Genomic DNA, 23,585 nt, shown 5'->3' on the forward strand with positions numbered 1-23,585 from the left:
AGCCTCGACGGCTCAGCCCTTGACACTGCCCGCCAGCAGGCCCCGTACGAAGTACCGCTGCATCGACAGGAAGACGATCAGCGGGATGATCACCGAGACGAACGCCCCGGCCGTCAGGCGCTGCCACTCGTTGCCCTTCGTCCCGGCCATCTGCGCGAGCCGGACCGTCATGGGGGCCGTCTCGGCGGTGCCGCCGGCGAAGATCAAAGCTACCAGCAGATCATTCCACACCCAGAGGAACTGGAAGATACCGAAGGCGGCCAGCGCGGGCGCGACCAGCGGCAGGACGATCGCACGGAAGATCACTCCGTGGGTCGCGCCGTCCGCCCTGGCCGCCTCCATCAGCTCGCCGGGCAGCTCCGACATGAAGTTGTGCAGCAGGAAGACCCCGAGCGGCAGGGCGAAGCACGTGTGCGCGAACCACACCTGCGCGAAGCGGGCCGTGCCCTCCAGCTCCCAGGCGGGCAGGAGCTGGACGCCGGAGACCGAGACCCCCTCCGAGAAGAAGGACAGCAGCGGCACCAGCGCCATCTGCAGCGGTACGACCTGCAGGGCGAAGATCCCGATGTAGACCCAGTCGCGCCCGCGGAAGGGCACCCAGGCCAGCGCGTACGCCGCGAGGGCGGCGAAGGCCAGCGGGAACAGCACCGACGGGATCGTGATGACGATCGAGTTGATCAGGAAGCCGGCCATCCGCCCGGAGGACGAGGAGGTGCCGAAGAGCACCTGCTGGTAGTTCTCCAGAGTGAGGTCCGGAGCGGAGAAGAACGTCCACCAGCCGGTGCTCTTGATCTGGTCCTCGGGCCGCAGCGACGACAGGAACAGCCCGAAGGTCGGGGTGGTCCACAGCAGCGCGATGACGATCGCCACGGCGCTGGCGGTCCGGCTCGTCAGGCTTCTCCGGACGCGCCGGGCGGCGCCCCCGGCGTCCTCGGCGCCGGGCCGCACCACCGTGACGGTGCTCGAAACAGTCGTCATCGGACGGCCTCCCGGCGCTGGCGGATCTGGTAGACGACGATGGGCGTGACGAGGACGAACAGGAAGACCGCGAGCGCCGCGCCCTTGCCGGTCTCGCCGTACCGGAACGCCTGGTTGTACATCTCGTTGGCGATGACGCTGGTGTCGAACTGACCGCCGGTCATGGTGCGCACGATGTCGAACAGTTTGAGCGTGCCGATCGACTGGGTGACCAGCACCACGATCAGGGCCGGGCGGATGCTGGGCAGCGTCACCCGGAGGAACATCTGGACCGGCGAGGCGCCGTCGAGCCTGGCGGCTTCGACGATCTCGGCGGGGATGCCCTTGATCGCGGCAGACAGGACCACGGTGGCGAAGCCCGCCTGGATCCAGACCATCACCACGACGAGGAACAGCGTGTTGAACGGAGGCTCCTGCAACCACTGCCGGGGCGTGCCGCCGGAGGCCACCACGAGCTGGTTGAGCAGGCCGATCTGGTCGGCGCCCTCCGGCCGGTAGGCGTAGACGAACTTCCAGATGATGCCCGCGCCCACGAAGGAGATGGCCATCGGGAGGAAGACCAGCGACTTGGCGAGCGACTCGAAGCGGGTGCGGTCGACCAGGACGGCGTAGAGCAGGCCCACCGCTGTGACCAGGACGGGGACGAGCGCGACCCAGACGAGGGTGGTGCGCAGCACCGTCACCGCTTCGGGCTGGGTGAACATCCAGATGTAGTTGTCGAGCCCCACCCACGCGGTGCCGTCGCCGCTCATGAACGACAGCAGGGTGGTGCGCACCGCCGGCACGACCAGCCCGATCGCGAGCAGGACGAGTGCCGGGGCGAGCAGGACGGCCGCGTGCAGCCGCGCCCGCCGCCGCATCGGCGCGCGGTCGAGCACGAGCAGCAGCAGGGCCACCACCGCGCAGAACGCGACGACGCCCAGCAGCAGCTGCACGAGCTTCGGCTGCTCCGCGGCGAAGTCGAAGTCGAGGTTCATCGAGGGGGACTCCCGAAAGGGTCGTGCGGTACGGGAACGCCCGGCTCCGCCGGATGCCCTCGTCCCGGGGCGGGGTTGTCCTCCCCGCCCCGGGACCCGCCTAGGACTTCGGCCAGGAGGCCTCGATGAAGTCGAGGGTCTCCTTCGTCTCCTTGCCGTTGATCCAGTCGGTCATGCCCTTCCAGAAGGCGCCCGCGCCGACCGCGGCCGGCATCAGGTCGGAGCCGTCGAACCGGAAGACGGTGTCCGGGTCCTGGAGCATCTGGATGGAGAGCTTGTCGATCGGGTTCTGCGCGTTGCCGATGTCGACGCCCTTGTTGGCCGAGACGTAGGTGGCCAGCTTCATGCGGGCGTTGGCGAAGTCACCGGTGGCCAGGTAGGCCTGGACGGCCTGGACCTCGGGGCGGTCGGCGAAGGCCGCGACGAACTCGCCCGCGCCCAGCACCGGCTTCTCGGCCGGGTCGTTGCCGGGCAGGTAGAAGGCGAACACGTCGCCGTCCTCGGCCACCTCGGTGCCCTCGGGCCAGAAGTTGGCGTAGAAGGAGGCCTGGCGGTGCAGCGCGCACCTGCCCTCGGTGATGGGCACGCCGCCCTCCTGGAAGGCGGTGCTGGCGATGCTCTTGACCGGACCGTACCCGCCGTTGACGAAGTTGTCGTTCTTCAGGATCGCGCCGACCCGGTCGACCGCGGCGACGACCTTGGGGTCGTTGAAGGGGATCTTGTGAGCCACCCAGTCGTCGTAGCCCTGGGGACCGAGCTCGCGCAGGAGCACGTCCTCGATCCAGTCCGTGGCGGGCCAGCCGGTGGCCTCACCGGACTCGATGCCCGCGCACCAGGGCTTGATCCCGGCGGCGGCGATGGTCTCGCTGAGCTTCATGAGCTCGTCCCAGGTCGTGGGGACGGCCCAGCCCTTCTCCTTGAACATGCCCGGCGAGTACCACACGAAGGACTTCACGCTGGCGCCCAGCGGGGCGGCGTAGAAGGTCCCGTCGACCGTGCCGTACTCCACCCAGTCCGCCGACCAGTTCTGCTCGGCGAGCTTCTTCACCTCTGCGGGGGCGGGCTTGATCCTGCCTGCCCCGGCGAAGCGCTCCAGCAGACCGGGCTGCGGGAAGAACGCGAGGTCCGGCGGGTTGCCGCCGTCGGAGCGGACCTGGATCTGCGCCTCGAACTCGCCGGTGCCCTCATATGTGATCTTCATCCCGGTGCACTTCTCGAACGGCGCCCAGGCCTGCTGGAACAGGTCGGCCTCGACATCGCGGATCGGCGAGTAGATCGAGACCTTCTTGCCGTCATGCTTGCCGAACTGCGTGAACGGCGCGCAGTCGGCGGATGTGCCGCTGCCGCCCGCCGCCGAGGTGCCCGGCGTGGCCGAGCCGCATGCGGTGACGGCCAGCGCCAGACCCACGCCGCCCGCGACCAGGGCGACACGGGCGGGACGAGAGAGGAGTGACATGGACCCTTCCTCCATTACTTTGCCGGGTCGGACCCGTCCGGCGGGTCGGACCCGTCCGGCGGGTCGACCGGCTACCTCACGACGCCCGCAGGCCGCCGCGCGAGCCCGCGTCCCGCTGTGGTGACCGAGCAGCCCACACGCCGGTGAGAGCGCTCTCTGAGCTTTGCGGTGGGGCCGATATGGTGTCAACGTCCGTGACACTACGGTTACGGACTTGATAAGGCGGAGTTTCACCCTTCTCGCCCCGGGAGGCGCGGAGGAGCGCGGGAGGAGCGGAAGTGAGAGCGCTCTCGAATATACGCCAGGCGGAGCCCCGCTCGACCACCGGCCGGCGGCGTACGGCACGTCGCGCCCCGGGCACCGGGTCGCCCGCGGTGGTGCGGGACACCGGAGGACGACGGAACCCGCCGAGCGGCCGCCACGGGGAGCGGCAGAACCGCCGGAGGAGTCAGCACAGCGTGTCTCCCGATCACCTCACGGAACGGCCCGCCTGGCTCCCAGGGAAAGGAGAGGGTACGCTTCCGGAGTTGTGGGAGCGCTCCCAAAATGCGAGGACGCCGTGGCGGAGCAGGTCGCCGGGGCACCGGAGGGCGTCTTCCCGGCGCCGGGTCCGCGGACGGGCGGAGTCTCCGGCCGAAACCCTTTGAGAGAGCGCTCTCTTATGGGTACCGGGCCGGACGCGGACGCCTCTCCGGCAGGTCTTCCTGGCCTTTCCCAAGGTTCAGGAGCATCCTCCTTGACATGCCCGTTCGGCTGCCCCGATGCTGTGTGAGAGCGCTCTCTGCCGCACGGGGCGAGGCGGATTGACGGCGAGGCGAAAGGGGCGGCGAAGAATGAGCCTGTCCACAGGAATGTCCACTGAGCTATCCGCGGAGACCTCCGGCGAACCCGCGGGCGACCTGACCTTCCCGCCGGGCTTCTTCTGGGGAACCGCGACCGCCGCCTACCAGATCGAGGGAGCGGCGCGCGAGGACGGCCGCGCGCCGTCCATCTGGGACACCTTCTCCCGCACTCCCGGCAAGGTCGTGGGCGGCCACACCGGCGAGGTGGCCTGCGACCACTACCACCGCTACCGCGAGGACGTGGCCATGATGGCCGACCTCGGAATGCAGGCCTACCGCTTCTCGATCGCCTGGCCCCGGATCCAGCCGGACGGGTCCGGCCCGGCCAACCCGCGCGGCCTGGACTTCTACGAGCGGCTCGTCGACGAGCTGCACGACCACGGCATCACGCCCATCGTGACGCTCTACCACTGGGACCTGCCGCAGTCCCTGGAGGACCGGGGCGGCTGGACCAGCCGGGAGACCGCCGAGCGCTTCGCCGAGTACGCCGCCGTCGTGTACGGCAGGCTCGGCGACCGGGTCCAGACCTGGACCACCCTCAACGAGCCCTGGTGCTCCTCCTTCCTCGGTTACGGCTGCGGGATCCACGCGCCCGGCCGCGCCGAGCCGGGGGCCGCCTTCGCCGCGGTCCACCACCTGCTGCTGGGCCACGGGCTGGCCACCGCCGAACTGCGTGCCGCGGGGGCGGCACAGGTCGGCATCACCCTCAACCTCGCCCCCATCAGCGGTCCCGACCCCGAGGCCATCGCGATCATCGACGGCCTGCACAACCGGATCTTCCTCGACCCGGTCCTGAAGGGCGAGTACCCCGCCGACGTCGTCGAGCGCACCCGCAGGTTCACCGACTGGTCCTTCGTCCGCGACGGCGACCTGGACCTCATCTCCGCCCCCGTCGACCTGCTCGGCATCAACTACTACAGCCCCACCCGGGTCGAGACGCGCGCCGGGCAGCCCGCCAACCCGGTCCACCCGGGCAGCGAGGGCATCGCGTTCGTCCAGGGCGAGGAGGAGAAGACCGCGATGGGCTGGTCGGTCGTGCCGTCCGGCCTCACCGAGCTGCTGACCAGGGTCGCCCGCGACTACCCGGGCACCCCCCTGGTCATCACCGAGAACGGCGCCGCCTTCGACGACGTGCTCACCGACGGCCGGGTCGCCGACGAGCGGCGGATCGCCTACCTCGACGGGCACTTCCGCGCCGCGCACGCCGCGCTCACCGCCGGGGTCGACCTCCGCGGGTACCTGGTGTGGTCGCTGATGGACAACTTCGAGTGGGCCGAGGGATACGCCAAGCGCTTCGGCCTGGTCCACGTCGACTACGCCTCCCAGCGCCGGACGCCCAAGGACAGCGCCCTGTGGTACCGGGAGGTCATCCGGAACAACGGCCTGCGGGCCTGACCTCGCCCCGGTCCCGGGGACCGTTTCCGGGAAACGGCCCCCGGGGTCAGACCCTGCGCCAGCCGCCCCCCGCGTTGATGCCCCCGTCGACGTGCAGGGTGGTCCCGGTGATGAACCCGGCCATCGGGCTCACCAGGAACACCACCGCCGCGGCGGCGTCCGCCGGATCGCCGAGGCGCCCCAGCGGCGGCAGCCGTACCGGCTCGAAGGGCAGCGGATCGGCCAGCATCCGCTCCCGGACCGCCTCCTCCCCTCCGGTGGGCAGGGCGTCGGGGGCGACGGCGTTCACCCGGATCCCCAGCGGAGCCAGCTCCAGCGCCAGCGACCGGGTGAGGCTCTCCACGGCCGCCTTCATCGCCGCGTAGACCGCGAACCCGGGGGCGGCCTGGTGCGCCTCGCTGGAGGTCACGTTGACGATCGAGGAGCCCTCGGGCATCAGCCGCAGGAACCTCCGGATCACTGCGGTGACCTGCGTGAAGTTCTCCTCGATCAACATGTTCTCGCCCCGCGGCGAGACGTCGGCGAAAGCCGCGTGGAAGGTGCCCCCCGCGTTGTTGACCAGCACGTCCACCCGGCCGAACCGCTCCTCGACCGCCTGGGCGAACACCTCCAGCGCCATCGGATCACGCACGTCCATGGTCATGGTGAACGCGTCGCCGAACCCGTCGATCGGCTTCCGGTCACAGAGCGCCACCTCGGCGCCGAAACTCCGCAAGATCTCCGCGATAGCCCTGCCCAGTCCCCTCGCGGCGCCGGTCACAACCGCGACCTTCCCGGTGACCAGGATCTCCTCCGGCCCGTACGGCGTACGCATCCCGCCTCCTCACGATCTCCATGAGCGTACGACGCAAGAGCCGTCACGTCCTCCTGTCACCCCCGAGGCCGTGAACCCCGTAGAGTCGTCCGGCCGGTTGGACCTCGGCCGGCACCTATCCGATCAAGGAGAGACCACGTGGCACTGGAGAAGCCGGAGATCGACTTCCCGGAGGGCGACGCGCCCAAGGAGCTGCAGATCATCGACATCGTCGAGGGGACCGGCCCGGAGGCCAAGCCTGGTCACCAGGTGAGCGTGCACTATGTCGGCGTCGCCTTCTCCACCGGCGAGGAGTTCGACGCCTCCTGGAACCGGGGTGACACCTTCGAGTTCTCGCTCGGCTCTGGTCAGGTCATCGCGGGATGGGACCAGGGCGTGGCGGGCATGAAGGTCGGCGGCCGCCGCCGCCTCGTCATCCCGCCCCACCTGGGCTACGGCGACCGCGGCGCGGGCCGCGTCATCAAGCCCGGTGAGACCCTCATCTTCGTCGTGGACCTGCTCGGCGTCCGCTGACACCCCCGGGTGCCCGGCCACCACGCCGGGCGCCCTTCCCTCCTCCCATACACGGCGCCCTTCCCTCCTCCCATACACGGCGCCCTTCCCGCACCGCCCGGCCCCGTTTTCCAGCCCTCTCCCCGCACCGCCCGGCCGCACCGCTCTGCCGCCTCCCCTGCACCGACTGCCGCCTCCCTTGGTGAGGCTCTTCCGGCGCCGGTACGACGAGGTGGGTGACGGTGGTCTCCGGCGCCGCCGTACGGTGCGTCGGCGGCGAAGAACACCTCTCCGCTTTACGGTGTAGATCGATAGGGAATCCCGGGACCGCTCTGCCGGATTGTCGCCCTCAGCTCATAGGCTGATTCCTGTGCTGCTGATCGATCTCGCCCGAACCTCCGCGGCCGTGGCCGCCGACTCCGCCCGGCTGGCGAAGATCCGCCACCTCGCAGAGCTGCTCGGCCGGGTGGAACCCGACGAGGCGGAGATCGCCATCGCCTACCTCTCAGGCGACCTGCCCCAGCGGCAGATCGGCGTCGGCTGGACGAGCCTGCGCGACCTCCCCGATCCCCGGCTCGCCGCGACCGCGACCCTGCGCCAGGTCGACGACCTGCTCAGCCGGGTCAAGGCCCAGGCCGGCCCGGGCTCCCAGGCAGCGCGCAAGGCCCTGGTAACGGAACTGTTCGCCGCGCTCACCGCTCCCGAGCAGACCTTCCTGTCCCGGTTGATCCGCGGCGAGCTGCGGCAGGGCGCGCTGGAAGGGGTGATGGTCGAGGCCATCGCGAAGGCGGCGGGAGCACCGGCCGCCGAGGTGCGGCGGGCCCTGACCCTGCGGGGCTGGCTGCCCGCCGTGGGCGCGGCCGCGCTGAGCGGCGGGGTCGAGGCGTTGCGGGCCTTCCACCTGGAGGTGGGCCGCCCGGTCGCGCCGATGCTGGCGCAGAGCGCCGCCTCCGTCGCGGCGGCGCTGGACAAGCTCGGCGGTCCGGCCGCCATCGAGTGGAAGCTGGACGGCGTCCGCATCCAGGTGCACCGTTCCGGCGACGCCGTGTCCGTGTTCAGCCGCACCCTCGACGAGATCACCGGGCAGGTGCCCGAAGTGGTCGAGGCGGTCCGCGCGTTCCCGGCCGCGGATCTGGTGCTCGACGGGGAGGTCATCGCCCTGCGGCCGGACGGCCGCCCCGCCCCCTTCCAGGTCACCTCCGGTCGTGTGGCCAGCCGGACCGACGTTGACAAGGCCCGCCGGGCCACACCGCTGAGCGTGTTCTTCTTCGACGCGCTGCGGGTGGACGGCGTCGACCTCCTCGATCTGCCCGGCGAGGAACGCCACGCGGCGCTCGCCCGGACCGTTCCACCCGAGCTGGTCACGCCCCGGCTGGTCACCGACGACGCCACGAGCGGCGAGGCGTTCTTCGCCGAGGTGATCAGGGAGGGTCACGAAGGCGTGGTGGTGAAGTCGCTGCAGACCCCCTACGCGGCGGGGCGGCGGGGCGCAGGCTGGATCAAAGTGAAGCCCCGGCACACGCTGGACCTGGTCGTTCTCGCCGCCGAATGGGGCAGCGGCCGCCGGGAGGGCTGGCTGTCCAACCTCCATCTGGGAGCCCGCGACCCCGGCGGCGGCTTCGTCATGCTCGGCAAGACCTTCAAAGGCCTGACCGACGAGCTCCTCACCTGGCAGACCGAACGTTTCCTGGAACTCGCCGAAGGCCCCACCGACGACTGGACCGTCGCCGTCCGCCCCGAGCTCGTCGTCGAGATCGCCTTCGACGGCGTCCAGCGCTCCAGCCGTTACCCCGGTGGCATGGCCCTGCGCTTCGCACGGGTCATCCGTTACCGTCCCGACAAGACCGCCGACCAGGCCGACACCGTGGACACCGTCCGTTCCCTGATGCTCTGACCCCCCGGCCCCTCCACCTCACCCAGGAGCCAGGCCCCCACGACCCAGGCCCCCACGACTCAAGCTCCTGGGATTCGGCCCCGTCTCCTCTCGACCTCCGTGACCCCGGCCCCGCCTTCCCGGCCCGGGCGTTCCCCGCCCCGGCCCCGACGGACCCCCGCACTCCGAACGCTCCCGTCCGCCCGGAGTGACGATCCTTCGCAGCGGGAGGCGGGGTCACTTCACCAGACGAAGGGTGAACGGGTAACGGAAGTTCCCCTCTCCCAGAGCCGCCACACCGCCGACCACGGACAGCACCACGCCCGCGACCCAGAGCACGGGGATCAGCACGGCGCCGACGACCGTGATCCCGAGCAGGACGGAGGCGCCGATCAGGGTCAGCTGGAAGTTGAGGGCCTCTACCGCGTGCCTTCGGATGTAGGGCGAGGTCCTGCCCGCCGCCAGCAGCATGATCAGAGGTCCGAGCACGACCAGTCCGGTCAGCAGCGGGAGCAGGTGAGCCGCCGCCGCTCCCACGCGGTCTCCGCCGCTGCCCGCCCGCGCCCCGCCGCAGCCGGGACCGTTGCCGTAGCCCGGGGCCGGAATGACCGCACTCCGCGTGGGCGGGTACGGTGCCGGCCCGCGAGTGCCGTACAGCTCGTGCATGATCGGCATGAGGTCGCCGTGGACCCGGGCCGTCATCGCCCGCTCCAGCCGGTCGTCGAACTCGAGCTTGTCCAGCCTCCCCTCCGCGTAGGCCGCCTTGACGTGCTCGACCACCTGCTCACGGTCCTGGTTGCTCACTCTGAGATCGGCGTAGCCCGGCCTCGGGCCCGCTGCCGGAACGTGCCCGTGCCATGGATTCGCCGGCGGTGTCGCTGTGCCTGCCATGGAACCGAACTCCCTTTCGTCGTTGTGACCTCCATGTTCGTCCGGCGGGGGCGCCCAGCACATCCGGGTTCTCCCTTACCTGTCCCCGAGAGTCCTCCCTGGAGTCCGCCATGGAATGGCCCAGGGATGTATAAAAAGGAACATGAGATGGCGGGATCGCTATGGGTTGAGGCGTCTGCGCGGACCGAGGATCGCCAAGTTCGATCGTGAGGCGAACGACGCCGACATCGAGGCGCTCATCGCCTTCGCGAAGTCACGGCGGGGTGTGGAGTTCTACGTCGAACCGGAGACCTTCGCCACGGACACCACGGCCGTCGCCGTGGCCGACGACGGCGAGTGGACCCGGCGCCGGGTCGGTTCCCCCGCGGTGATCGGCAAGATAGCCCGCAACCTCGCCCTTCCTGTCTACGACGTGCAGCTCACCGGTTATCCGGCCCGGATGCGGGCCTACAACGAGCGCCGCAAGCGCGAAGAGGGCTGATCGCCGGCCGCCGCCCGCGATCGGCTGGACCCGGTGGTCATCCGGCCAGGGCGATCGCGTCGGGAGGCGCCTCCCCCAGGAAGGCCGTCACCGGAAGCAGCCAGGAGGCCCGGGGAGCGCCCATCTCCTCATCGAGTTCTTCCGGGCTGGGCATCCTGTCGTTGAGCGCCTGCGGCGGGAGCATACGGCGTAGCGCCTGCGTGAGCAGGTTGGCCATGGAGTAGCCGGAGTCGGCGTCCCGGGCCCGGGCCAGAGCCATCCCCGCCAGGGCGGAGTCTCCCTGGCACCAGGCGGTCATGGCGAGCAGGGAAGCGGCCGGAGCCGCGAACTCCGGCTCCAGCCGTCGGGTGAGATCCCGCCAGAGCCGGTGATGGACGTCGCGGTCCTTGCCGGCGATCAGTGCCCAGGCCTCGTCACGGACCCGGATCATCGCGAGATCGAGGCCGAGCCTGGCCGCCTGCTCGTCGTCGAGCCGCCCGCCCGAGGCGTAGACCTCCAGAGCCTCGCGCACCCGGGCGATCCCGCCCGCGACGAACTCCCCCGCGAACCTGTCGGCGTCCTCGCACTCAGCGAGCCGGATGCGCAGTCCTTCCAGGACGCGGGCGGTGGCCCGGCCCATAGCCGCCCGTTCGGGCCCTTCGAGGGGGGCCAGCGAGCGTTCCAGGGCGGCACGGTCGGGCAGGGCGGTCAGCCCGTGCACCGTGGCCTGCGCCGCGATCACGCCGCTCTCCCGATCGTACGGCGTGCCGGAGGGCGGGCAGCAGTCGGCGCGCGAGCAGAGATAGGACCAGTAGCGCCCGTCCTCCACCCGGAGCACGTCGAGGAGCGCGATCCGCTCCTCCCGCAACGACGTGATGACGGCGTCGGCCGCCGGGGTCACCAGAGGCCCCCGGCCGTATCCCACGACGACGGCCCGCGTGATCTCCTCTTTGCCCAGCAGCGAGACGACCCGGTCGACCTCCGGGACGGCCAGCGGCAGGTCCCACCGGGCGGTGAGGTGCAGGCGGGCCCGGGGCGGCGCTCCCCTCAGGCCGATCACGACGAGGCTGTCGGCGGGATGGAATCCCAGCAGGTAGGGCACCGCGCCGAGGAGGTCCTCCGTGGAACCCAGCAGGAGACCGGGACATTGGGCCGGGATGTCGGTTGTCATGGCCGGAAGTCTGGCCGGATCCGGCTACGGCGTTCTCTCCACCCGGGAGTCCTGTGGACGGCCGCCGGCGGTTCAGCGTCCCTGTGGAAAAGCACCACCGGACGGGAACTGCCCGGGCGGCACCGCCCCTGGCCGTACGGTACCCGGCGGGAGGTGTCCGGGCTGCCCGGCCCCGGAGGGGGCGACGGCGGGTGCCAGCCGCGTCCGGACCATGATGGCCGCGCCCGCCACGGCGGCGGGCATCGCGATCACCGCTCCCAGGGGGATGAGGAAGAGCAGGAAGACAAGCACGCCGAACCCGAGGGCGGAGGCCCTGTTCGCACGGAGCACGGCGAAGCGGTTCTTGCGCGCCAGGCCCCGGCGCTCCATGGCCAGCGCGGTGAGCTCCACGGTGAGGAAGAACCCCGAGACCATGGCGCCGAGCACCGGGACCACCGTCTGCCCGATCACCGGCACGAACCCGAGGAAGAACAGCGGGATCGTGAACAACAGCAGGTAGCCGAGGGTGACCAGGCTGTCCTTGATCGACCTGGGGATCGACCGCCACAACGGCACCTCGTGATCACGGGGCACCTCGCCGTAGGACTCCTCCACCTTCTCGGAGAGCTTCTCGTAGAACGGCTCACCGAGGACGAGGGTCACCGCGGCGAAGGTCACCACGGCCAGCACCAGTCCGGCGCCCAGGAACACCACCCCGACCAGGAAGCGGAAGGCGCTCCTGGCCGCCTCGGTCCATCCGTCGGCGAAGGGTGTCGCCCACTCGGCCATGCCTCCCGCGTTGACCCCGAGGAAGTAGAGCCCGACGGCGTACAGGACGAACACGATCAGCGCGGGGACCAGCCCGAACAGCCACCACCGGGGGTGCCGGGCCACCCAGCGCAGTCCCTGGAGGAAAAAGCCGATGCCGTCCTTGAAAGAGCGGATTACACCCATGCCGTGAAGGCTATCGGGATCGGCTGGTCACCGCGCGACGGCGCCGGGGACCGCCGCGCCACGACCCGCCGCACCGGTGCCGGGGCTTGGGGACTACCGGGCCGGGAGAGGGCGCCAGAGGGAGGGGACGGCGACGTCCAAGGCGGCGAAGAGGCGGCGCAGGAGGGGGAGGGAGATGCCCAGGACGTTGCCGTGGTCGCCGTCGATGCCGTCCACGAACCAGCCGCCGGGACCGTCCAGGGTGAAGGCGCCCGCGACCTTGAGAGGCTCCCCGGTCTCGACGTAGGCGGCGATCTCGTCGTCCGTGGGGGTCCCGAAGCGGACGGTGGTGGCGGCGACCTCCGCGACCTCGCGGCCGGTCGAGACGTCGATCACGCAGTGACCGGTGAGCAGGCGGCCGCTCCTTCCGCGCATGCTCCGCCAGCGGGCTGCGGCGTCCTCGGCGGAGGACGGCTTGCCGTAGGCCCTGCCGTCGAGCTCCAGCACCGAGTCGCAGCCGATGACCAGGGAGTCGTTGAGATCCTGTGCCACGGCCGCCGCCTTCATCCTCGCCAGGGTGAGGCAGAGGGCGGCCGGGGTGTCGGCGGTGACGGCTTCCTCATCCACCCCGCTGACGATCACTTTGGGGTCGAGTCCGGCGCTGCGGAGCAGGGCGAGGCGGGCGGGAGACGCGGAGGCGAGCACGATCTGGGTCACGTCGGCCCAGCTTACCGATGGGCGCCGGACTTTCCGCCGGCTCCGGCCGGACCGTTCCGGCAGACCGGGTCGCGGGGTTGCGCGTCTGCGGCGGCCGTCCGGCCCGTCCGCGGGGCGGTGTGATCCGGCCGTTCCCCCGCCCGGGTCACACCGGCCTGATCGACGTCGCCACCGTGTTGATGTCACGCCAGCGGGTGCGCTGGGAGTCGGGGATCGTCACGAAGACGAGGGCGGGCTTCGACCCGGCGACCTCGGTCACCGCGACGGCCGCCATGGAGGAGCGGGCCTTGCCCTTCATCTTGTACACCACCTTGTAGGCGAGCAGCCAGCCGTCCTTGATCGGTTGGGAGGCGACCCAGCTGATCCGGCCGCCCTTCGGGTGGTGGTTGAGCGTCCAGCGGGCCGCGATGAGGGCGGTGTCCTTCAGAGTGGCCTGCACCAGGGTGGGGACCGGGCAGCTCACCAGCATCGCCCGGTGCCCGGCGCCCCGTACCGGCGGCAGCACCTGCCGGGTGGCGAAGGGGGAGGCGCCATAGGGCTTCCACGGCTTGCCGAACCGGATCAGCGACACTCCGGACTTCTCGTCGCTGATGCGGCTCTTGCTGGAGCTCGCCTTGCCGGGGAGACGGCCGAGCCGCTTGTCGGCGGGCAGTTCCGGCACCCGGGGATCGGCCAGCGCCGCTTTGACCGCACTGTCGTCCGGCGCGGGAGCGGCCTCCGCCGTGGGGCTGCTCACCGCCGTGGGGCTGCTCACCGCCGTGGGGTTGCTCGCGGCGGCGGGTACGGCGGCCGACGAGGTGGGACCGGACGAGGGGGCCGCGGTAGATGGCGCGGCGATCTGCCCCGGCCTCCCCTCGTCCGGTTGCTCCGCGGAGCCGGACGGCAGGAGCCCGGCTACGACGGCGACCGCCGCCGCGATCAGCACGACGGCCACCGCGAGGACGCGGTAGACCACTTTCATCCGCAGGTCGCCGATGCGGGAACGCTTGAGGGGCTTCACGACGCGGAGCGCGGGACGTGCCCCGCGAGCGGTGCCGGTCATCTCGGGCGCACCGGTTCCGGCGACCTCGTCCGTCGGAGCGACATCCGTCTCCTGAGTCCCCTGAGTACCGCCCAGCCCATCCAGCACGCTCGGGAGCGTACGACAAATCCCGTTTTCGTGTGTGCAATCCCCATCACACTTCGGGAACGAGTGTCCTCCTCATCCGGTGTTCCCCGTGGTCAGGACGACCGCGACGGCCCGCACCCGGCCGGCCGGAAGTCCTCCCCGCGCAACCACGGGGCGTCCGCGACGACGGTGCGCGAACCGGGCTCGATCTCGGTGAACCCGGCGTCCCGCACCGTCGGCAGGTCCATCCCGCTCAGCGCGGCCCACATCTCCGGCGAGGCGGTCCGTACGGCGAGCGCGAACCCCCGCTCCCGCCACTCCCTCCGCGCGTCCTCTCCGCCGGCCCACCAGGCGAGCTGGGCCGCGTGCCCTGCCTGGGCCATGGCCTTGCCCGCCGACATCGACAGGTCCGGGTTGATCCAGAGCACCGTCTCCCCGCCCTCGGGCGGTCCCGGTGCGGCGGAGTCGACCAGGTCGGTCCCGGAGACCTGGAGCCGGGCAAGGTCCCGGGGCCAGGCGTCCAGCGGGATCGGCGGATGGACACGGACCTCCGCGGTGCGGTGCGTGACCGTGATTCCCGGCAGGTCGAGCGCCCGCCGCCATTCGGCCCCGCGCGCCCGCCGTACGACCTTCCTGATCCTGCCGTTCCCCCAGCTGCGCACCGCCTCGGCCCACTCGCCCTCCAGCGCCCGGGGGTCGGTGAGCAGCGACAGCACGGCCAGCGCCGCCGCCTCCAGGGCGTCGGTCCGTTCGGGCGGGGCGGCCCGCTCGATCCGGACCACCAGGGGGAGCACCTTCTGGTCCGCCAGCTGATCCGCCGGGCCCTCACGCTGATCTGTCATGCCCTCAAGGATGCCCGCACCGGAGAGAGTCCGGACACTGGGCGCAGACCGGCACGGGAGGGACGGAGACGGAGGGACCGAGACGGAGTGCCAGGCGCAGGCCGCGGGGCAGGGATATATAGAGCAACATTCCGTGAAACCACAATACATAGGATGATTCGACCACCCCCGCCTCCCGCACCTCTCACCTCACGGCGAAATCGCTGACAGGGGCCTTCTTTCCGGAACTTTTCCAGCACCATGGACCGACGGCCCCGCGAAAGCCCTCTTCGCAATGACGGGAAGACCGGACCCCCTCCTCCGATCACGGAGCGTCAGAAACGATCTCTCCTTCCGTGACGGCTCCGGCAGGGAAATCACCGGTCGTCCTGGGCGGATTGCCACCACACACCACTGATAGGCTACTCTCTGTCATCTCAAATACTGGGACGATTCGGGCAAAGGTTACGTTTTTCCCGATCCTCACCTATTGCGATGTTTTAGGCTTCACGCCCGAGTTTGTTACAGGTTGGGACGCTGCCGGTCTCAGGTCTGCAACACCACTGTCGTCCTACTTGTCCAGAACAGAGTCACGATGCTCAGCTTTGTTCGACCATAGCTGGCGGCTGACCTCAAACCGGATAACTGAAGGAGTGCTGCCGTGTTCCACACGCGGACATCTGGCAAGTTTCTAGCTGCAGTGGCAGGAGGTGCACTCCTGCTGAGCGCCTGTGCGGGCGAGAACTCCGCGACCGAGCCCGGGGCGACGGGCTCGGCCCCCGCCTCCGCTCCGGCGGCCTCGACGATCACCTATGCCTACGAGCAGGAGTTCCACTCCTACAACAACAACACCGTCGCCGAGAACGCGACCCGCAACGCCGGTCCCCTGCAGCGCGTGCTGACCGGCTTCTGGATCTACGGCGAGAACGGCGAGATCACTCCGAACACGGACTTCGGCACCTACGAGAAGACCTCCGACGACCCGCTGACCGTCGAGTACACGATCAACGACAAGGCGGTCTGGTCGGACGGCACGCCGATCGACTGTGACGACGTCATGCTCTGGTGGGCCTTCAGGTCGGGCAAGGTCAAGGGCTTCTCCTCCGCCGACACCAACGGCGTCCAGGACACCAAGGTCCCCGACTGCGAGAAGGGTGGCAAGAAGTTCACCCTGACCTACAGCAAGCCGTTCGCCGACTGGCACGCCAACGGCCCGGGCACCACCGAGGTCATGCCCGCCCACGTGGTCGCCAAGCAGGACGGCCTGTCCGAGGATGACTTCATCGCGGCGGTCAAGGCCGCCGACCACAAGAAGCTCGCCAAGGGCATCAAGTTCTTCAACGAGGGCTGGGTCATCGAGGGCTCGCTGCCCTCGGAGGACCTGATCCCGTCCTCCGGCCCCTACAAGCTCTCCAAGCTTGACGCCGGCCAGTCGCTGACCTTCGTCGCCAACGACAAGTGGTGGGGCGCGCCGCCGGCCACCCCGACCATCGTCGAGCGCTTCATCGCCCTGGACGAGCAGGCCCAGGCGCTGCAGAACCGCGAGGTCCAGATCGTCGAGCCGCAGCCCGGCCCCGACGTGCTCAACCAGCTCAAGGCTCTGGAGGGTGTGAAGATCAACAACACCACCCAGTACACCTACGAGCACCTGGACTTCAACTTCGACTCCAGCGAGTTCAAGGACAAGGCGCTGCGTGAGGCCTTCGCCAAGTGCGTGCCCCGGCAGCTGATCGTCGACAACCTGATCAAGCCGATCGCTCCCGACGCCAAGACCCTGGACATCCGCAACGTCGCCCCGTTCCAGCAGAACTACGCCACGGTCCTGCAGGCCAGCGGCGGTCCCGGCGCCTACGCGCAGCAGGACATCGAGGGCGCCAAGGCCCTCCTGGAGAAGGCCGGCAAGACGGGCCTCGAGGTCAAGATCGGCTACCAGACCCCGAACCCGCGCCGTACCGCCGCGGTCCAGCTGATCAAGGACGCCTGCGACAAGGCCGGCTTCAAGGTCGTTGACGGTGGTTCCGAGGACTTCTTCGGCACCGTGATGCCCGCCAACAACTACGACGTCGCGCTGTTCGCCTGGTCCGGCTCCTCGCTGGTCAGCGGCTGGGCCTCCACCTTCACCACGCCGAAGAAGTGCGACGGTGAGAGCAAGGGCAACAACAACGGCTGCTACTCCAACAAGAAGGTCGACGAGCTGATCGCCAAGCTGAACAGCACCGTCGACGTGGCCGCGCAGGACCCGATCATCGCCGAGATCGAGAAGACCCTGTGGGAGGACCTCGCCACCATCCCGCTGTTCCAGCACCCCGGTCTGACCGCCTGGGACGAGACCATCCAGGGTGTGGTCCCGAACCCCGCGCAGTCGACCATCACCTGGAACATGGACAAGTGGGCGATGTCGTAACCCGCCTGTCCTAGGTCCTCCACACCGCGCGTGCGGTTGACGGAACACCCACCACCCCAGGGCCGGGGCCAGGGAGCACAAGCCCCCGGCCCCGGCCCTGGTCCGCACCTACAGTCCCTCACACAGCAGGAGGTGACGAATGATCGTCTTCATCGCGCGAAGACTGGTCATCTCGTTCTTCGTCCTCCTGGCGGCCACCGTCATCATGTTCGTCCTCACGGCGCTCTCGGGCGACCCGTTGGAAGATCTCCGCCAGGATGCCAGCCCCAACAAGGCCGCGAAGATCGCGGACCGCGTCGAACGCATGCAGCTCGACGAGCCGATCCCCGTCCGCTATCTGACCTGGCTGGGCAACGTCGCCCGCGGCGACCTCGGCGTGAACCGCGACGGTCACGATGTGGCGACCATGCTGGGCGAGGCCCTGTCGGCCACCCTCCAGCTCGTCATCGCCGCCACCGTGATGGCCATCATCATCGGCATCGTCATCGGCATCATCTCGGCCCTCCGCCAGTACAGCGGCTTCGACTACACCGTCACCTTCGCCGCCTTCGTCTGCTTCTCGCTCCCGATCTTCTGGGTCGCGGTGATGCTCAAGCAGTACATGGCCATCGAGTTCAACAACTGGCTGAAGGACCCGAGCATCCCCCCGGTCGTCATCGGCGCCCTGGCCCTGCTCTCCGGCCTGATCTTCGGCGCCCTCACCGTCGGGGACCGCAAGCGCCGCCTCCTGTCCTTCGCCGCCGGCCTCCTCATCGGCGGCGCGCTCTTCACCCTGCTCTCGGTGACCCGCTGGTTCGCCGACCCCGGCTTCGGGCTGCCTCTCATCCTGGCCATCTCGCTCGCCGCGGCCGTGGGTTTCACGGTTCTGTCCGCCGGGCTGAACCCGCGCGGCCCGCTCTACGCCGCCCTCGGCGCCGCCCTGCTCGGCACGGTCGCCTCCGAGGCGCTCAGCCCGCTCCTCGCGGACCCGACCTGGTTGGAGATCATCGGCCTGGCCCTGGTGACGGTCGCGGTCTGCGCCGGCCTCGGCTACGCCCTCGGCGGGCTCCAGCGCCGCCAGGCGATCAACGCCGCCGTCCTGACCGGCCTCTTCACCGGCGGCGTCGTCTTCGTGGACCGCATGCTCCAGGCCTTCAACGGCTACAGCGAGCGCGTCCGCGGCCGCCCGATCTCCACCATCGGCGCGCGCACCCCCAACTTCCAGGGCGACTTCTGGCAGATGAACCTGGACTCCGCCGGTCACCTGCTGCTGCCGAGCATGGCGCTCATCCTGATCTCGCTGGCGACCTACACCCGCTACAGCCGGGCGAGCATGCTGGAGGTCATGAACCAGGACTACGTCCGCACCGCCCGCGCCAAGGGCCTGCCCGAACGGACCGTCGTGGTCAAGCACGCCTTCCGCAACGGGCTCATCCCGGTCACCACCCTGATGGCCGTCGACTTCGCCGGCGTGATCGGCGGCGCGGTCGTCACCGAGAACGTCTTCGGGTGGCAGGGCATGGGCAACCTGTTCATCGAGGGGCTCGACACGGTGGACCCGACGCCCGTCATGGCGTTCTTCATCGTCACGGGGACCGCGATCGTCGTCTTCAACATGATCGCCGACATCCTCTACGCGTACCTCGACCCGCGCATCCGGCTGTCCTGAAAATCGGAGAAGCACCATGACGCTCAATGCGCAGGCGACGGGGCCTGACACCGCCTCAGACGCGCAGGGAATGACGATCGTCGCCCGGACCCAGGGGCAGATGGTCCGCCGCCGGTTCTTCCGGCACCGCGCCGCCCTCGCCGGAATGATCCTCTTCGGTTTCGTGGTCATCCTGGCGTTCAGCTCCATCGGCTTCGCCGGCATCCCCGGCTGGTGGGACAAGACCTACCTCGACACCGGCGCCCTGGTGAACCAGGGCAAGCCGACCCTCAGCGTGGTCCCCGAGTTCCTCGGGGGGGACGGCATCCGCCTCGGCGAGCATCCCTTCGGCCAGGACGACATCGGCATCGACTACTTCGCGCTGACCATGCGCGGCGCCCAGCAGTCGCTCATCATCGCCTTCCTCGTCGGCATCGTCGGCACCGTCGTCGGCACCGTCGTCGGCGCCGTGGCCGGTTACTTCCGCGGCGGGACCGAGTCCGTGCTGATGCGCCTCACCGACGTGATGATCACCATTCCGGTCCTCATCATCGCGGCCGTCATCGGCCGGATGATGGGCGACAGCGGCGCCGTCGTCCTCGGCGTCTTCCTCGGCCTGGTCCTCTGGCCGACGCTGGCCCGCCTGGTCCGCGGCGAGTTCCTCTCCCTGCGCGAGAAGGAGTTCGTCGAGGCCGCCCGGGCCGTCGGCACCTCGGCCAGGCGGATCATCTTCCGGCACATCCTGCCGAACACCATCGGCGTGATCATCGTCGCCGCGACGCTCTCGGTCGCCAGCGCGGTGCTGCTGGAGTCGGCGCTGTCCTTCCTCGGCCTCGGCATCCAGGCGCCGGACACCTCGCTCGGCCAGCTGATCAGCCGCTACCGCAGCGCGATGGTGGTCCGCCCGTGGCTGTTCTGGTGGCCCGGACTGTTCATCATCCTGATCGCACTCTCGATCAACTTCATCGGCGACGGCCTGCGTGACGCCTTCGACCCCCGACAGACCCGGGTGCGTGCCTAATGACGACTCCTCCGAACGTGCCGATCGAGCCCCACACGGTCGACCCGCACACCTTCGACGATCCCGCGGTCGCGGCGGCGTCCGGCCAGATCCTCGACTCCGCCGAGGAGGTGCACGTCGGCCTGACCCTGGACGCGGTGCGCCCGCCCTCGCAGGAGGAGATCCTCCGGGTCGAGAACCTGACCGTGGAGTTCCCCACCGAGGACGGCGTGGTCCACGCGGTCCGCGGCGTCTCCTACAACCTGCGCGAACGCGAGGTTCTGGGCATCGTCGGCGAGTCCGGCTCCGGCAAGTCCGTGTCGTCGCTGGCCGTCATGGGCCTGCTGCCCCGGACGGCCCGGATCAAGGGCCGGATCCTCTTCCGCGGCGAGGACATGCTGAAGATGTCGGCGCGCAAGCAGCGCGGCCTGCGCGGCCGGAAGATCGCGATGATCTTCCAGGACCCGATGACGGCGCTGAATCCGGTGCACACGATCGGCGACCAGCTCGCCGAGGCGGTGCTCGCGCACGAGCTGATGCCGCGCAAGACCGCGCTGGCCCGGGCCCGGGAGATGCTCGACCTGGTCGGCATCCCGCAGGCCGAGACACGGCTGCGCAGCTACCCGCACGAGTTCTCCGGCGGCATGCGCCAGCGCGCGATGATCGCCATGGCGGTCATCAACAACCCGGACGTCATCATCGCCGACGAGCCGACCACGGCCCTCGACGTGACCGTCCAGGCGCAGATCCTGGAGAAGCTCCTGGAGGTCAAGGACGCGGTCAACGCCGCCATCGTGCTCATCACGCACGACCTGGGCGTGATCGCGGGCATGGCCCACCGGGTGCTGGTCATGTACGCCGGGCGCCCCGTCGAGCTCGGCGAGACCGACCCGGTGTTCGAGGAGCCCCGCATGCCGTACACCGCGGGCCTGCTCGGCTCGATCCCGTCGCTGGAGGGCGGCGGCGCGACCCGGCTCCGTCCGATCAAGGGCACTCCCCCGTCGCTGATCAACCTGCCGTCCGGCTGCCCGTTCTCCCCCCGGTGCCCGCTCGCCACGGACATCTGCCGGACCGAGGAGCCGCCGCTGGCCGAGACCGACAGCGGCGGGCACTTCGCGGCCTGCCACCACTGGGACAAGCTGGCCGCGGCCGAGGACCCCACCGAGTTCTTCCGTACCGAGAGCGAGACCGTGGCATGAGCGTGAAGACCGATGTGACGCCCGCGCCCCAGCGCGAGCCGGACACGGGCGACCACCTGCTCAAGGTCCAGGACCTGGTGATGAACTTCCCGGTCCGCGGCGGCGGTTTCCTACGCCGGGTGGTGGCCCACGTCCAGGCCGTCAGCGGGGTGTCCCTGCACGTGGACGAGGGCGAGACCCTCGGCGTGGTGGGCGAGTCGGGCTGCGGCAAGTCCACGACCGGCCGGGCGATCCTCCAGCTGCACAAGCCCACCGGGGGCTCGGTCCGCTTCCAGGGCAAGGAACTGGTCGGCCTGTCGGCCAAGCAGATGCGGCCGGTCCGGCGCGACATGCAGATCGTCTTCCAGGACCCCTACGCCTCGCTCAACCCGAAGCTGCCGGTCAACGACATCATCGCCGAGCCGCTGAGGGTCCACGACCGCTGGAAGGACGGCGGCCCGGACCGGGTGGCCGAGCTGCTGCGCCTGGTCGGCCTCAGCCCCGAGCACGGCAACCGCTACCCGCACGAGTTCTCCGGCGGCCAGCGCCAGCGCGTCGGCATCGCCCGCGCGCTGGCTCTGGAGCCGAAGCTGCTGATCCTGGACGAGCCGGTCTCGGCGCTGGACGTGTCGGTCCAGGCCGGCGTGGTGAACCTGCTGGAGGACCTGCAGGACCGGCTCGGCCTGGCCTACGTGTTCATCGCGCACGACCTGTCGGTGGTCCGCCACATCTCCGACCGGGTCGCGGTGATGTACCTCGGGAAGATCGTCGAGACCGGCCCCCGGGACGACCTCTACGACCGGCCCGCCCACCCCTACACACAGGCGCTGCTGTCGGCCGCCCCCATGGCCAACCCGAAGGAGGAGCGCGCCCGTGAGCGCGTCATCCTCACCGGTGACGTGCCCAGCCCGCTGAACCCGCCGAGCGGCTGCCGCTTCCGCACCCGCTGCTGGAAGGCTCAGGAGATCTGCGCCGTCGAGGAGCCGGCCCTCGTCGACCGCGGCAACGGCCACCCGGTGGCCTGCCACTTCGCCGAGGTCACCGCCCGCTGAGCGCCCCGCGTGCGAGCCGTACGGGATCCTTCCCGTACGGCTCGCCGCGTTGTGCGGGCACCGCTCCCCCGGGTTCTCCGGGACGGCGGGAGAGGGCCCGGGGCGGCCGCGGGTGACGCGTGATCTCGCATCTCCTGGGACAATCCCATCGTGTGGTTCGGCGTTCTGGGGTCCCTGGAGGTACGGCTCGGCGGGCGGTCCGTCGCGGTCGGCGGGCCGAGGCTGCGCGCCCTGCTGGCGATGCTGCTCCTGGACGCGGGCCGGGTGGTCGCCGCCGAACGGCTGGTCAACGGCCTGTACGGCGATGAGCCCCCGGCCAACGCCGCCAACGCGCTCCAGGCACAGGTCTCCCGGCTCCGCCGCCTGCTCGGCGAGACCGTTGACGGCGGTGGCTCCGGCAGCGGCTCCGGCGGTGGCGGCGGCGGTGGCGGCGGCGGTGAACTGATCGTGCACCACCCGGCGGGCTACCTTCTCGCCGTCGGCCCCGACGACGTCGACGCCCACCGTTTCGAGCGGCTGGCCGCCGAGGGACGCGCGGCCCTGGCAGCCGGAGATCACCGGCGGGCCGCCGGCGCGCTGGACGAGGCTCTCGGCCTCTGGCGCGGCCCGGCCCTCGCCGACGTCGGCGACGCGCCCTTCGCAGCGGCGCAGGCCGTACGGCTGGAGGAGCTGCGCGTCACCACCGCCGAGGACCGGGCGGAGGCGCGACTGGCGCTCGGTGAGCACCGCGACCTCGTGCCCGAGCTGCGTGAGCTCCTGCGGATCCATCCCCTGAGGGAACGGCTGGCCGGGCAGCTCATGCGGGCGCTGTACGGCTCCGGCAGGCAGGCCGACGCGCTCGCCGTCTTCGACGACTGCCGCCGGCGGCTCGCCGAGGAGCTCGGCGCCGACCCGTCCGCCGAGCTGGCGGCGGTCCACCTCGCGATCCTGCGGGCCGACCCGTCCCTGGACGCCCCGGCGCCCACGCCTCCGGCCGCTCCCGCGACCCCGGCGTCCGCGTCTCCGGCCGCTCCCGCGACCCCGCCTCCCCCGCCCCCGGCCGCCCCCGTCTCCCGGCGGGGGGTGCCCACCCCGCTCACCGCCCTGGTCGGCCGGGCGGAGGAGCTGGAGCGGATCGGCACGCTGCTCACCGGGGCCCGCCTGGTCACGCTCACCGGCCCCGGCGGCACCGGGAAGACCCGGCTGGCGGCCGAGGTCGCCGGGAGGCATCCCGGCGAGGTCTGCTTCGTGGAGCTGGCGCCGCTCAGCGGCGGGTCGGAGGTGCCGCAGGCGGTGCTCGGCGCTCTCGGCGTCCACGAGACCGGCGTACTCACCGGACCGGGTGCGCAGGTGGGCGCGCCCGATCCGGTGAGCAGGCTGGTGGCGGCGTTGAGCGGGCGGGAGGTGTTGCTGGTGCTGGACAACTGTGAGCATGTGG

General features: G+C 70.6%; 20 protein-coding genes. 10 read left to right on the forward strand and 10 right to left on the reverse strand.

What is annotated here, in order from left to right; all coding sequences use genetic code 11:
* Positions 1-12: 12 nt before the first annotated feature.
* The 3 genes from IEZ08_RS13880 to IEZ08_RS13890 all read right to left on the reverse strand — a co-directional run bounded on the left by IEZ08_RS13880 (position 13) and on the right by IEZ08_RS13890 (position 3,411).
* Positions 13-978 carry a carbohydrate ABC transporter permease gene (locus IEZ08_RS13880; RefSeq protein WP_189242258.1) on the reverse strand — a complete coding sequence of 322 codons (966 nt, stop codon included), beginning with the start codon at positions 976-978 and terminating at the stop codon, positions 13-15.
* Positions 975-1,955 carry a carbohydrate ABC transporter permease gene (locus IEZ08_RS13885; RefSeq protein WP_068925533.1) on the reverse strand — a complete coding sequence of 327 codons (981 nt, stop codon included), beginning with the start codon at positions 1,953-1,955 and terminating at the stop codon, positions 975-977. The genes IEZ08_RS13880 and IEZ08_RS13885 overlap by 4 nt, the downstream gene beginning before the upstream one ends.
* Before the next feature lie 100 nt (positions 1,956-2,055).
* Complete coding sequence (locus tag IEZ08_RS13890; RefSeq protein WP_068925534.1) at positions 2,056-3,411, reverse strand: ABC transporter substrate-binding protein; 1,356 nt, start codon at positions 3,409-3,411, stop codon at positions 2,056-2,058.
* Positions 3,412-4,262: 851 nt separating this feature from the next.
* Here IEZ08_RS13890 and IEZ08_RS13895 point away from each other — a divergent pair.
* On the forward strand, positions 4,263-5,648 hold the full coding sequence (locus IEZ08_RS13895; protein ID WP_068925536.1) for a GH1 family beta-glucosidase: 1,386 nt from the start codon (positions 4,263-4,265) through the stop codon (positions 5,646-5,648).
* A gap of 46 nt (positions 5,649-5,694) precedes the next feature.
* Here the strand turns inward: IEZ08_RS13895 and IEZ08_RS13900 are convergent, their stop codons facing one another.
* The gene (locus IEZ08_RS13900) at positions 5,695-6,462 is read right to left on the reverse strand and encodes an SDR family NAD(P)-dependent oxidoreductase (RefSeq protein ID WP_068925538.1); all 768 of its coding nucleotides are present in this window, start codon (positions 6,460-6,462) and stop codon (positions 5,695-5,697) included.
* A 138-nt stretch (positions 6,463-6,600) separates the two neighbouring features.
* On the opposite strand from IEZ08_RS13900, the gene IEZ08_RS13905 reads away from it, so the two are divergent.
* Positions 6,601-6,975: an FKBP-type peptidyl-prolyl cis-trans isomerase gene (locus IEZ08_RS13905; protein ID WP_068925540.1), complete on the forward strand. Its 375-nt coding sequence runs from the start codon at positions 6,601-6,603 to the stop codon at positions 6,973-6,975.
* Between the two features lie 349 nt (positions 6,976-7,324).
* Positions 7,325-8,848, forward strand: coding sequence for an ATP-dependent DNA ligase (locus IEZ08_RS13910; protein ID WP_189242259.1), 1,524 nt, complete (start codon positions 7,325-7,327; stop codon positions 8,846-8,848).
* A gap of 216 nt (positions 8,849-9,064) precedes the next feature.
* Here the strand turns inward: IEZ08_RS13910 and IEZ08_RS13915 are convergent, their stop codons facing one another.
* Positions 9,065-9,631: a DUF1707 and DUF4870 domain-containing protein gene (locus IEZ08_RS13915; RefSeq protein WP_229803090.1), complete on the reverse strand. Its 567-nt coding sequence runs from the start codon at positions 9,629-9,631 to the stop codon at positions 9,065-9,067.
* Positions 9,632-9,860: 229 nt separating this feature from the next.
* Here IEZ08_RS13915 and IEZ08_RS13920 point away from each other — a divergent pair, with 229 nt between their 5' ends.
* Positions 9,861-10,199, forward strand: coding sequence for a hypothetical protein (locus IEZ08_RS13920; protein WP_068925546.1), 339 nt, complete (start codon positions 9,861-9,863; stop codon positions 10,197-10,199).
* A 37-nt stretch (positions 10,200-10,236) separates the two neighbouring features.
* Here the strand turns inward: IEZ08_RS13920 and IEZ08_RS13925 are convergent, their stop codons facing one another.
* From IEZ08_RS13925 to IEZ08_RS13945, 5 genes are all read right to left on the reverse strand, one after another.
* On the reverse strand, positions 10,237-11,349 hold the full coding sequence (locus IEZ08_RS13925) for a DUF4192 domain-containing protein (RefSeq protein ID WP_068925548.1): 1,113 nt from the start codon (positions 11,347-11,349) through the stop codon (positions 10,237-10,239).
* A 72-nt stretch (positions 11,350-11,421) separates the two neighbouring features.
* Entirely contained in the window at positions 11,422-12,282 is an 861-nt protein-coding gene (locus IEZ08_RS13930; RefSeq protein WP_189242260.1) for an EI24 domain-containing protein, read from the reverse strand.
* A gap of 93 nt (positions 12,283-12,375) precedes the next feature.
* Positions 12,376-12,978 carry a Maf family protein gene (locus tag IEZ08_RS13935; RefSeq protein WP_068925550.1) on the reverse strand — a complete coding sequence of 201 codons (603 nt, stop codon included), beginning with the start codon at positions 12,976-12,978 and terminating at the stop codon, positions 12,376-12,378.
* A gap of 145 nt (positions 12,979-13,123) precedes the next feature.
* Positions 13,124-14,107, reverse strand: coding sequence for a hypothetical protein (locus IEZ08_RS13940; protein WP_189242261.1), 984 nt, complete (start codon positions 14,105-14,107; stop codon positions 13,124-13,126).
* Positions 14,108-14,199: 92 nt separating this feature from the next.
* Entirely contained in the window at positions 14,200-14,928 is a 729-nt protein-coding gene (locus IEZ08_RS13945; protein ID WP_068925554.1) for a peptidyl-tRNA hydrolase, read from the reverse strand.
* A 679-nt stretch (positions 14,929-15,607) separates the two neighbouring features.
* On the opposite strand from IEZ08_RS13945, the gene IEZ08_RS13950 reads away from it, so the two are divergent.
* The 6 genes from IEZ08_RS13950 to IEZ08_RS13975 all read left to right on the forward strand — a co-directional run.
* Entirely contained in the window at positions 15,608-17,311 is a 1,704-nt protein-coding gene (locus IEZ08_RS13950; protein ID WP_229803091.1) for an ABC transporter family substrate-binding protein, read from the forward strand.
* Positions 17,312-17,450: 139 nt separating this feature from the next.
* A complete protein-coding gene (locus IEZ08_RS13955) occupies positions 17,451-18,959 on the forward strand; it encodes an ABC transporter permease (RefSeq protein ID WP_068925557.1) in 1,509 nt (502 codons plus the stop codon).
* Positions 18,960-19,029: 70 nt separating this feature from the next.
* A complete protein-coding gene (locus IEZ08_RS13960; protein WP_307815392.1) occupies positions 19,030-19,959 on the forward strand; it encodes an ABC transporter permease in 930 nt (309 codons plus the stop codon).
* Complete coding sequence (locus tag IEZ08_RS13965; RefSeq protein ID WP_068925562.1) at positions 19,959-21,137, forward strand: ABC transporter ATP-binding protein; 1,179 nt, start codon at positions 19,959-19,961, stop codon at positions 21,135-21,137. The genes IEZ08_RS13960 and IEZ08_RS13965 overlap by 1 nt, the downstream gene beginning before the upstream one ends.
* Entirely contained in the window at positions 21,134-22,168 is a 1,035-nt protein-coding gene (locus IEZ08_RS13970; protein ID WP_068925564.1) for an ABC transporter ATP-binding protein, read from the forward strand. The genes IEZ08_RS13965 and IEZ08_RS13970 overlap by 4 nt, the downstream gene beginning before the upstream one ends.
* Positions 22,169-22,318: 150 nt before the next feature.
* Positions 22,319-23,585: AfsR/SARP family transcriptional regulator (locus IEZ08_RS13975; RefSeq protein WP_189242263.1), on the forward strand; the 1,267-nt coding region annotated here is incomplete at its 3' end.

It is taken from the genome of Planobispora rosea (assembly GCF_014648175.1).
GTDB classification, from domain to species: Bacteria; Actinomycetota; Actinomycetes; order Streptosporangiales; family Streptosporangiaceae; genus Planobispora; species Planobispora rosea.

What these genes read in the sequence shown, in the direction of transcription:
- IEZ08_RS13880 (WP_189242258.1), bottom strand. Translation starts at nt 978, where the DNA reads ATGACGACTGTTTCGAGCACCGTCACGGTGGTGCGGCCCGGCGCCGAG.
- IEZ08_RS13885 (WP_068925533.1), bottom strand. Translation starts at nt 1,955, where the DNA reads ATGAACCTCGACTTCGACTTCGCCGCGGAGCAGCCGAAGCTCGTGCAG.
- IEZ08_RS13890 (WP_068925534.1), bottom strand. Translation starts at nt 3,411, where the DNA reads ATGTCACTCCTCTCTCGTCCCGCCCGTGTCGCCCTGGTCGCGGGCGGC.
- IEZ08_RS13895 (WP_068925536.1), top strand. Translation starts at nt 4,263, where the DNA reads ATGTCCACTGAGCTATCCGCGGAGACCTCCGGCGAACCCGCGGGCGAC.
- IEZ08_RS13900 (WP_068925538.1), bottom strand. Translation starts at nt 6,462, where the DNA reads ATGCGTACGCCGTACGGGCCGGAGGAGATCCTGGTCACCGGGAAGGTC.
- IEZ08_RS13920 (WP_068925546.1), top strand. Translation starts at nt 9,861, where the DNA reads ATGAGATGGCGGGATCGCTATGGGTTGAGGCGTCTGCGCGGACCGAGG.
- IEZ08_RS13925 (WP_068925548.1), bottom strand. Translation starts at nt 11,349, where the DNA reads ATGACAACCGACATCCCGGCCCAATGTCCCGGTCTCCTGCTGGGTTCC.
- IEZ08_RS13930 (WP_189242260.1), bottom strand. Translation starts at nt 12,282, where the DNA reads ATGGGTGTAATCCGCTCTTTCAAGGACGGCATCGGCTTTTTCCTCCAG.
- IEZ08_RS13945 (WP_068925554.1), bottom strand. Translation starts at nt 14,928, where the DNA reads ATGACAGATCAGCGTGAGGGCCCGGCGGATCAGCTGGCGGACCAGAAG.
- IEZ08_RS13955 (WP_068925557.1), top strand. Translation starts at nt 17,451, where the DNA reads ATGATCGTCTTCATCGCGCGAAGACTGGTCATCTCGTTCTTCGTCCTC.
- IEZ08_RS13960 (WP_307815392.1), top strand. Translation starts at nt 19,030, where the DNA reads ATGACGATCGTCGCCCGGACCCAGGGGCAGATGGTCCGCCGCCGGTTC.
- IEZ08_RS13965 (WP_068925562.1), top strand. Translation starts at nt 19,959, where the DNA reads ATGACGACTCCTCCGAACGTGCCGATCGAGCCCCACACGGTCGACCCG.
- IEZ08_RS13970 (WP_068925564.1), top strand. Translation starts at nt 21,134, where the DNA reads ATGAGCGTGAAGACCGATGTGACGCCCGCGCCCCAGCGCGAGCCGGAC.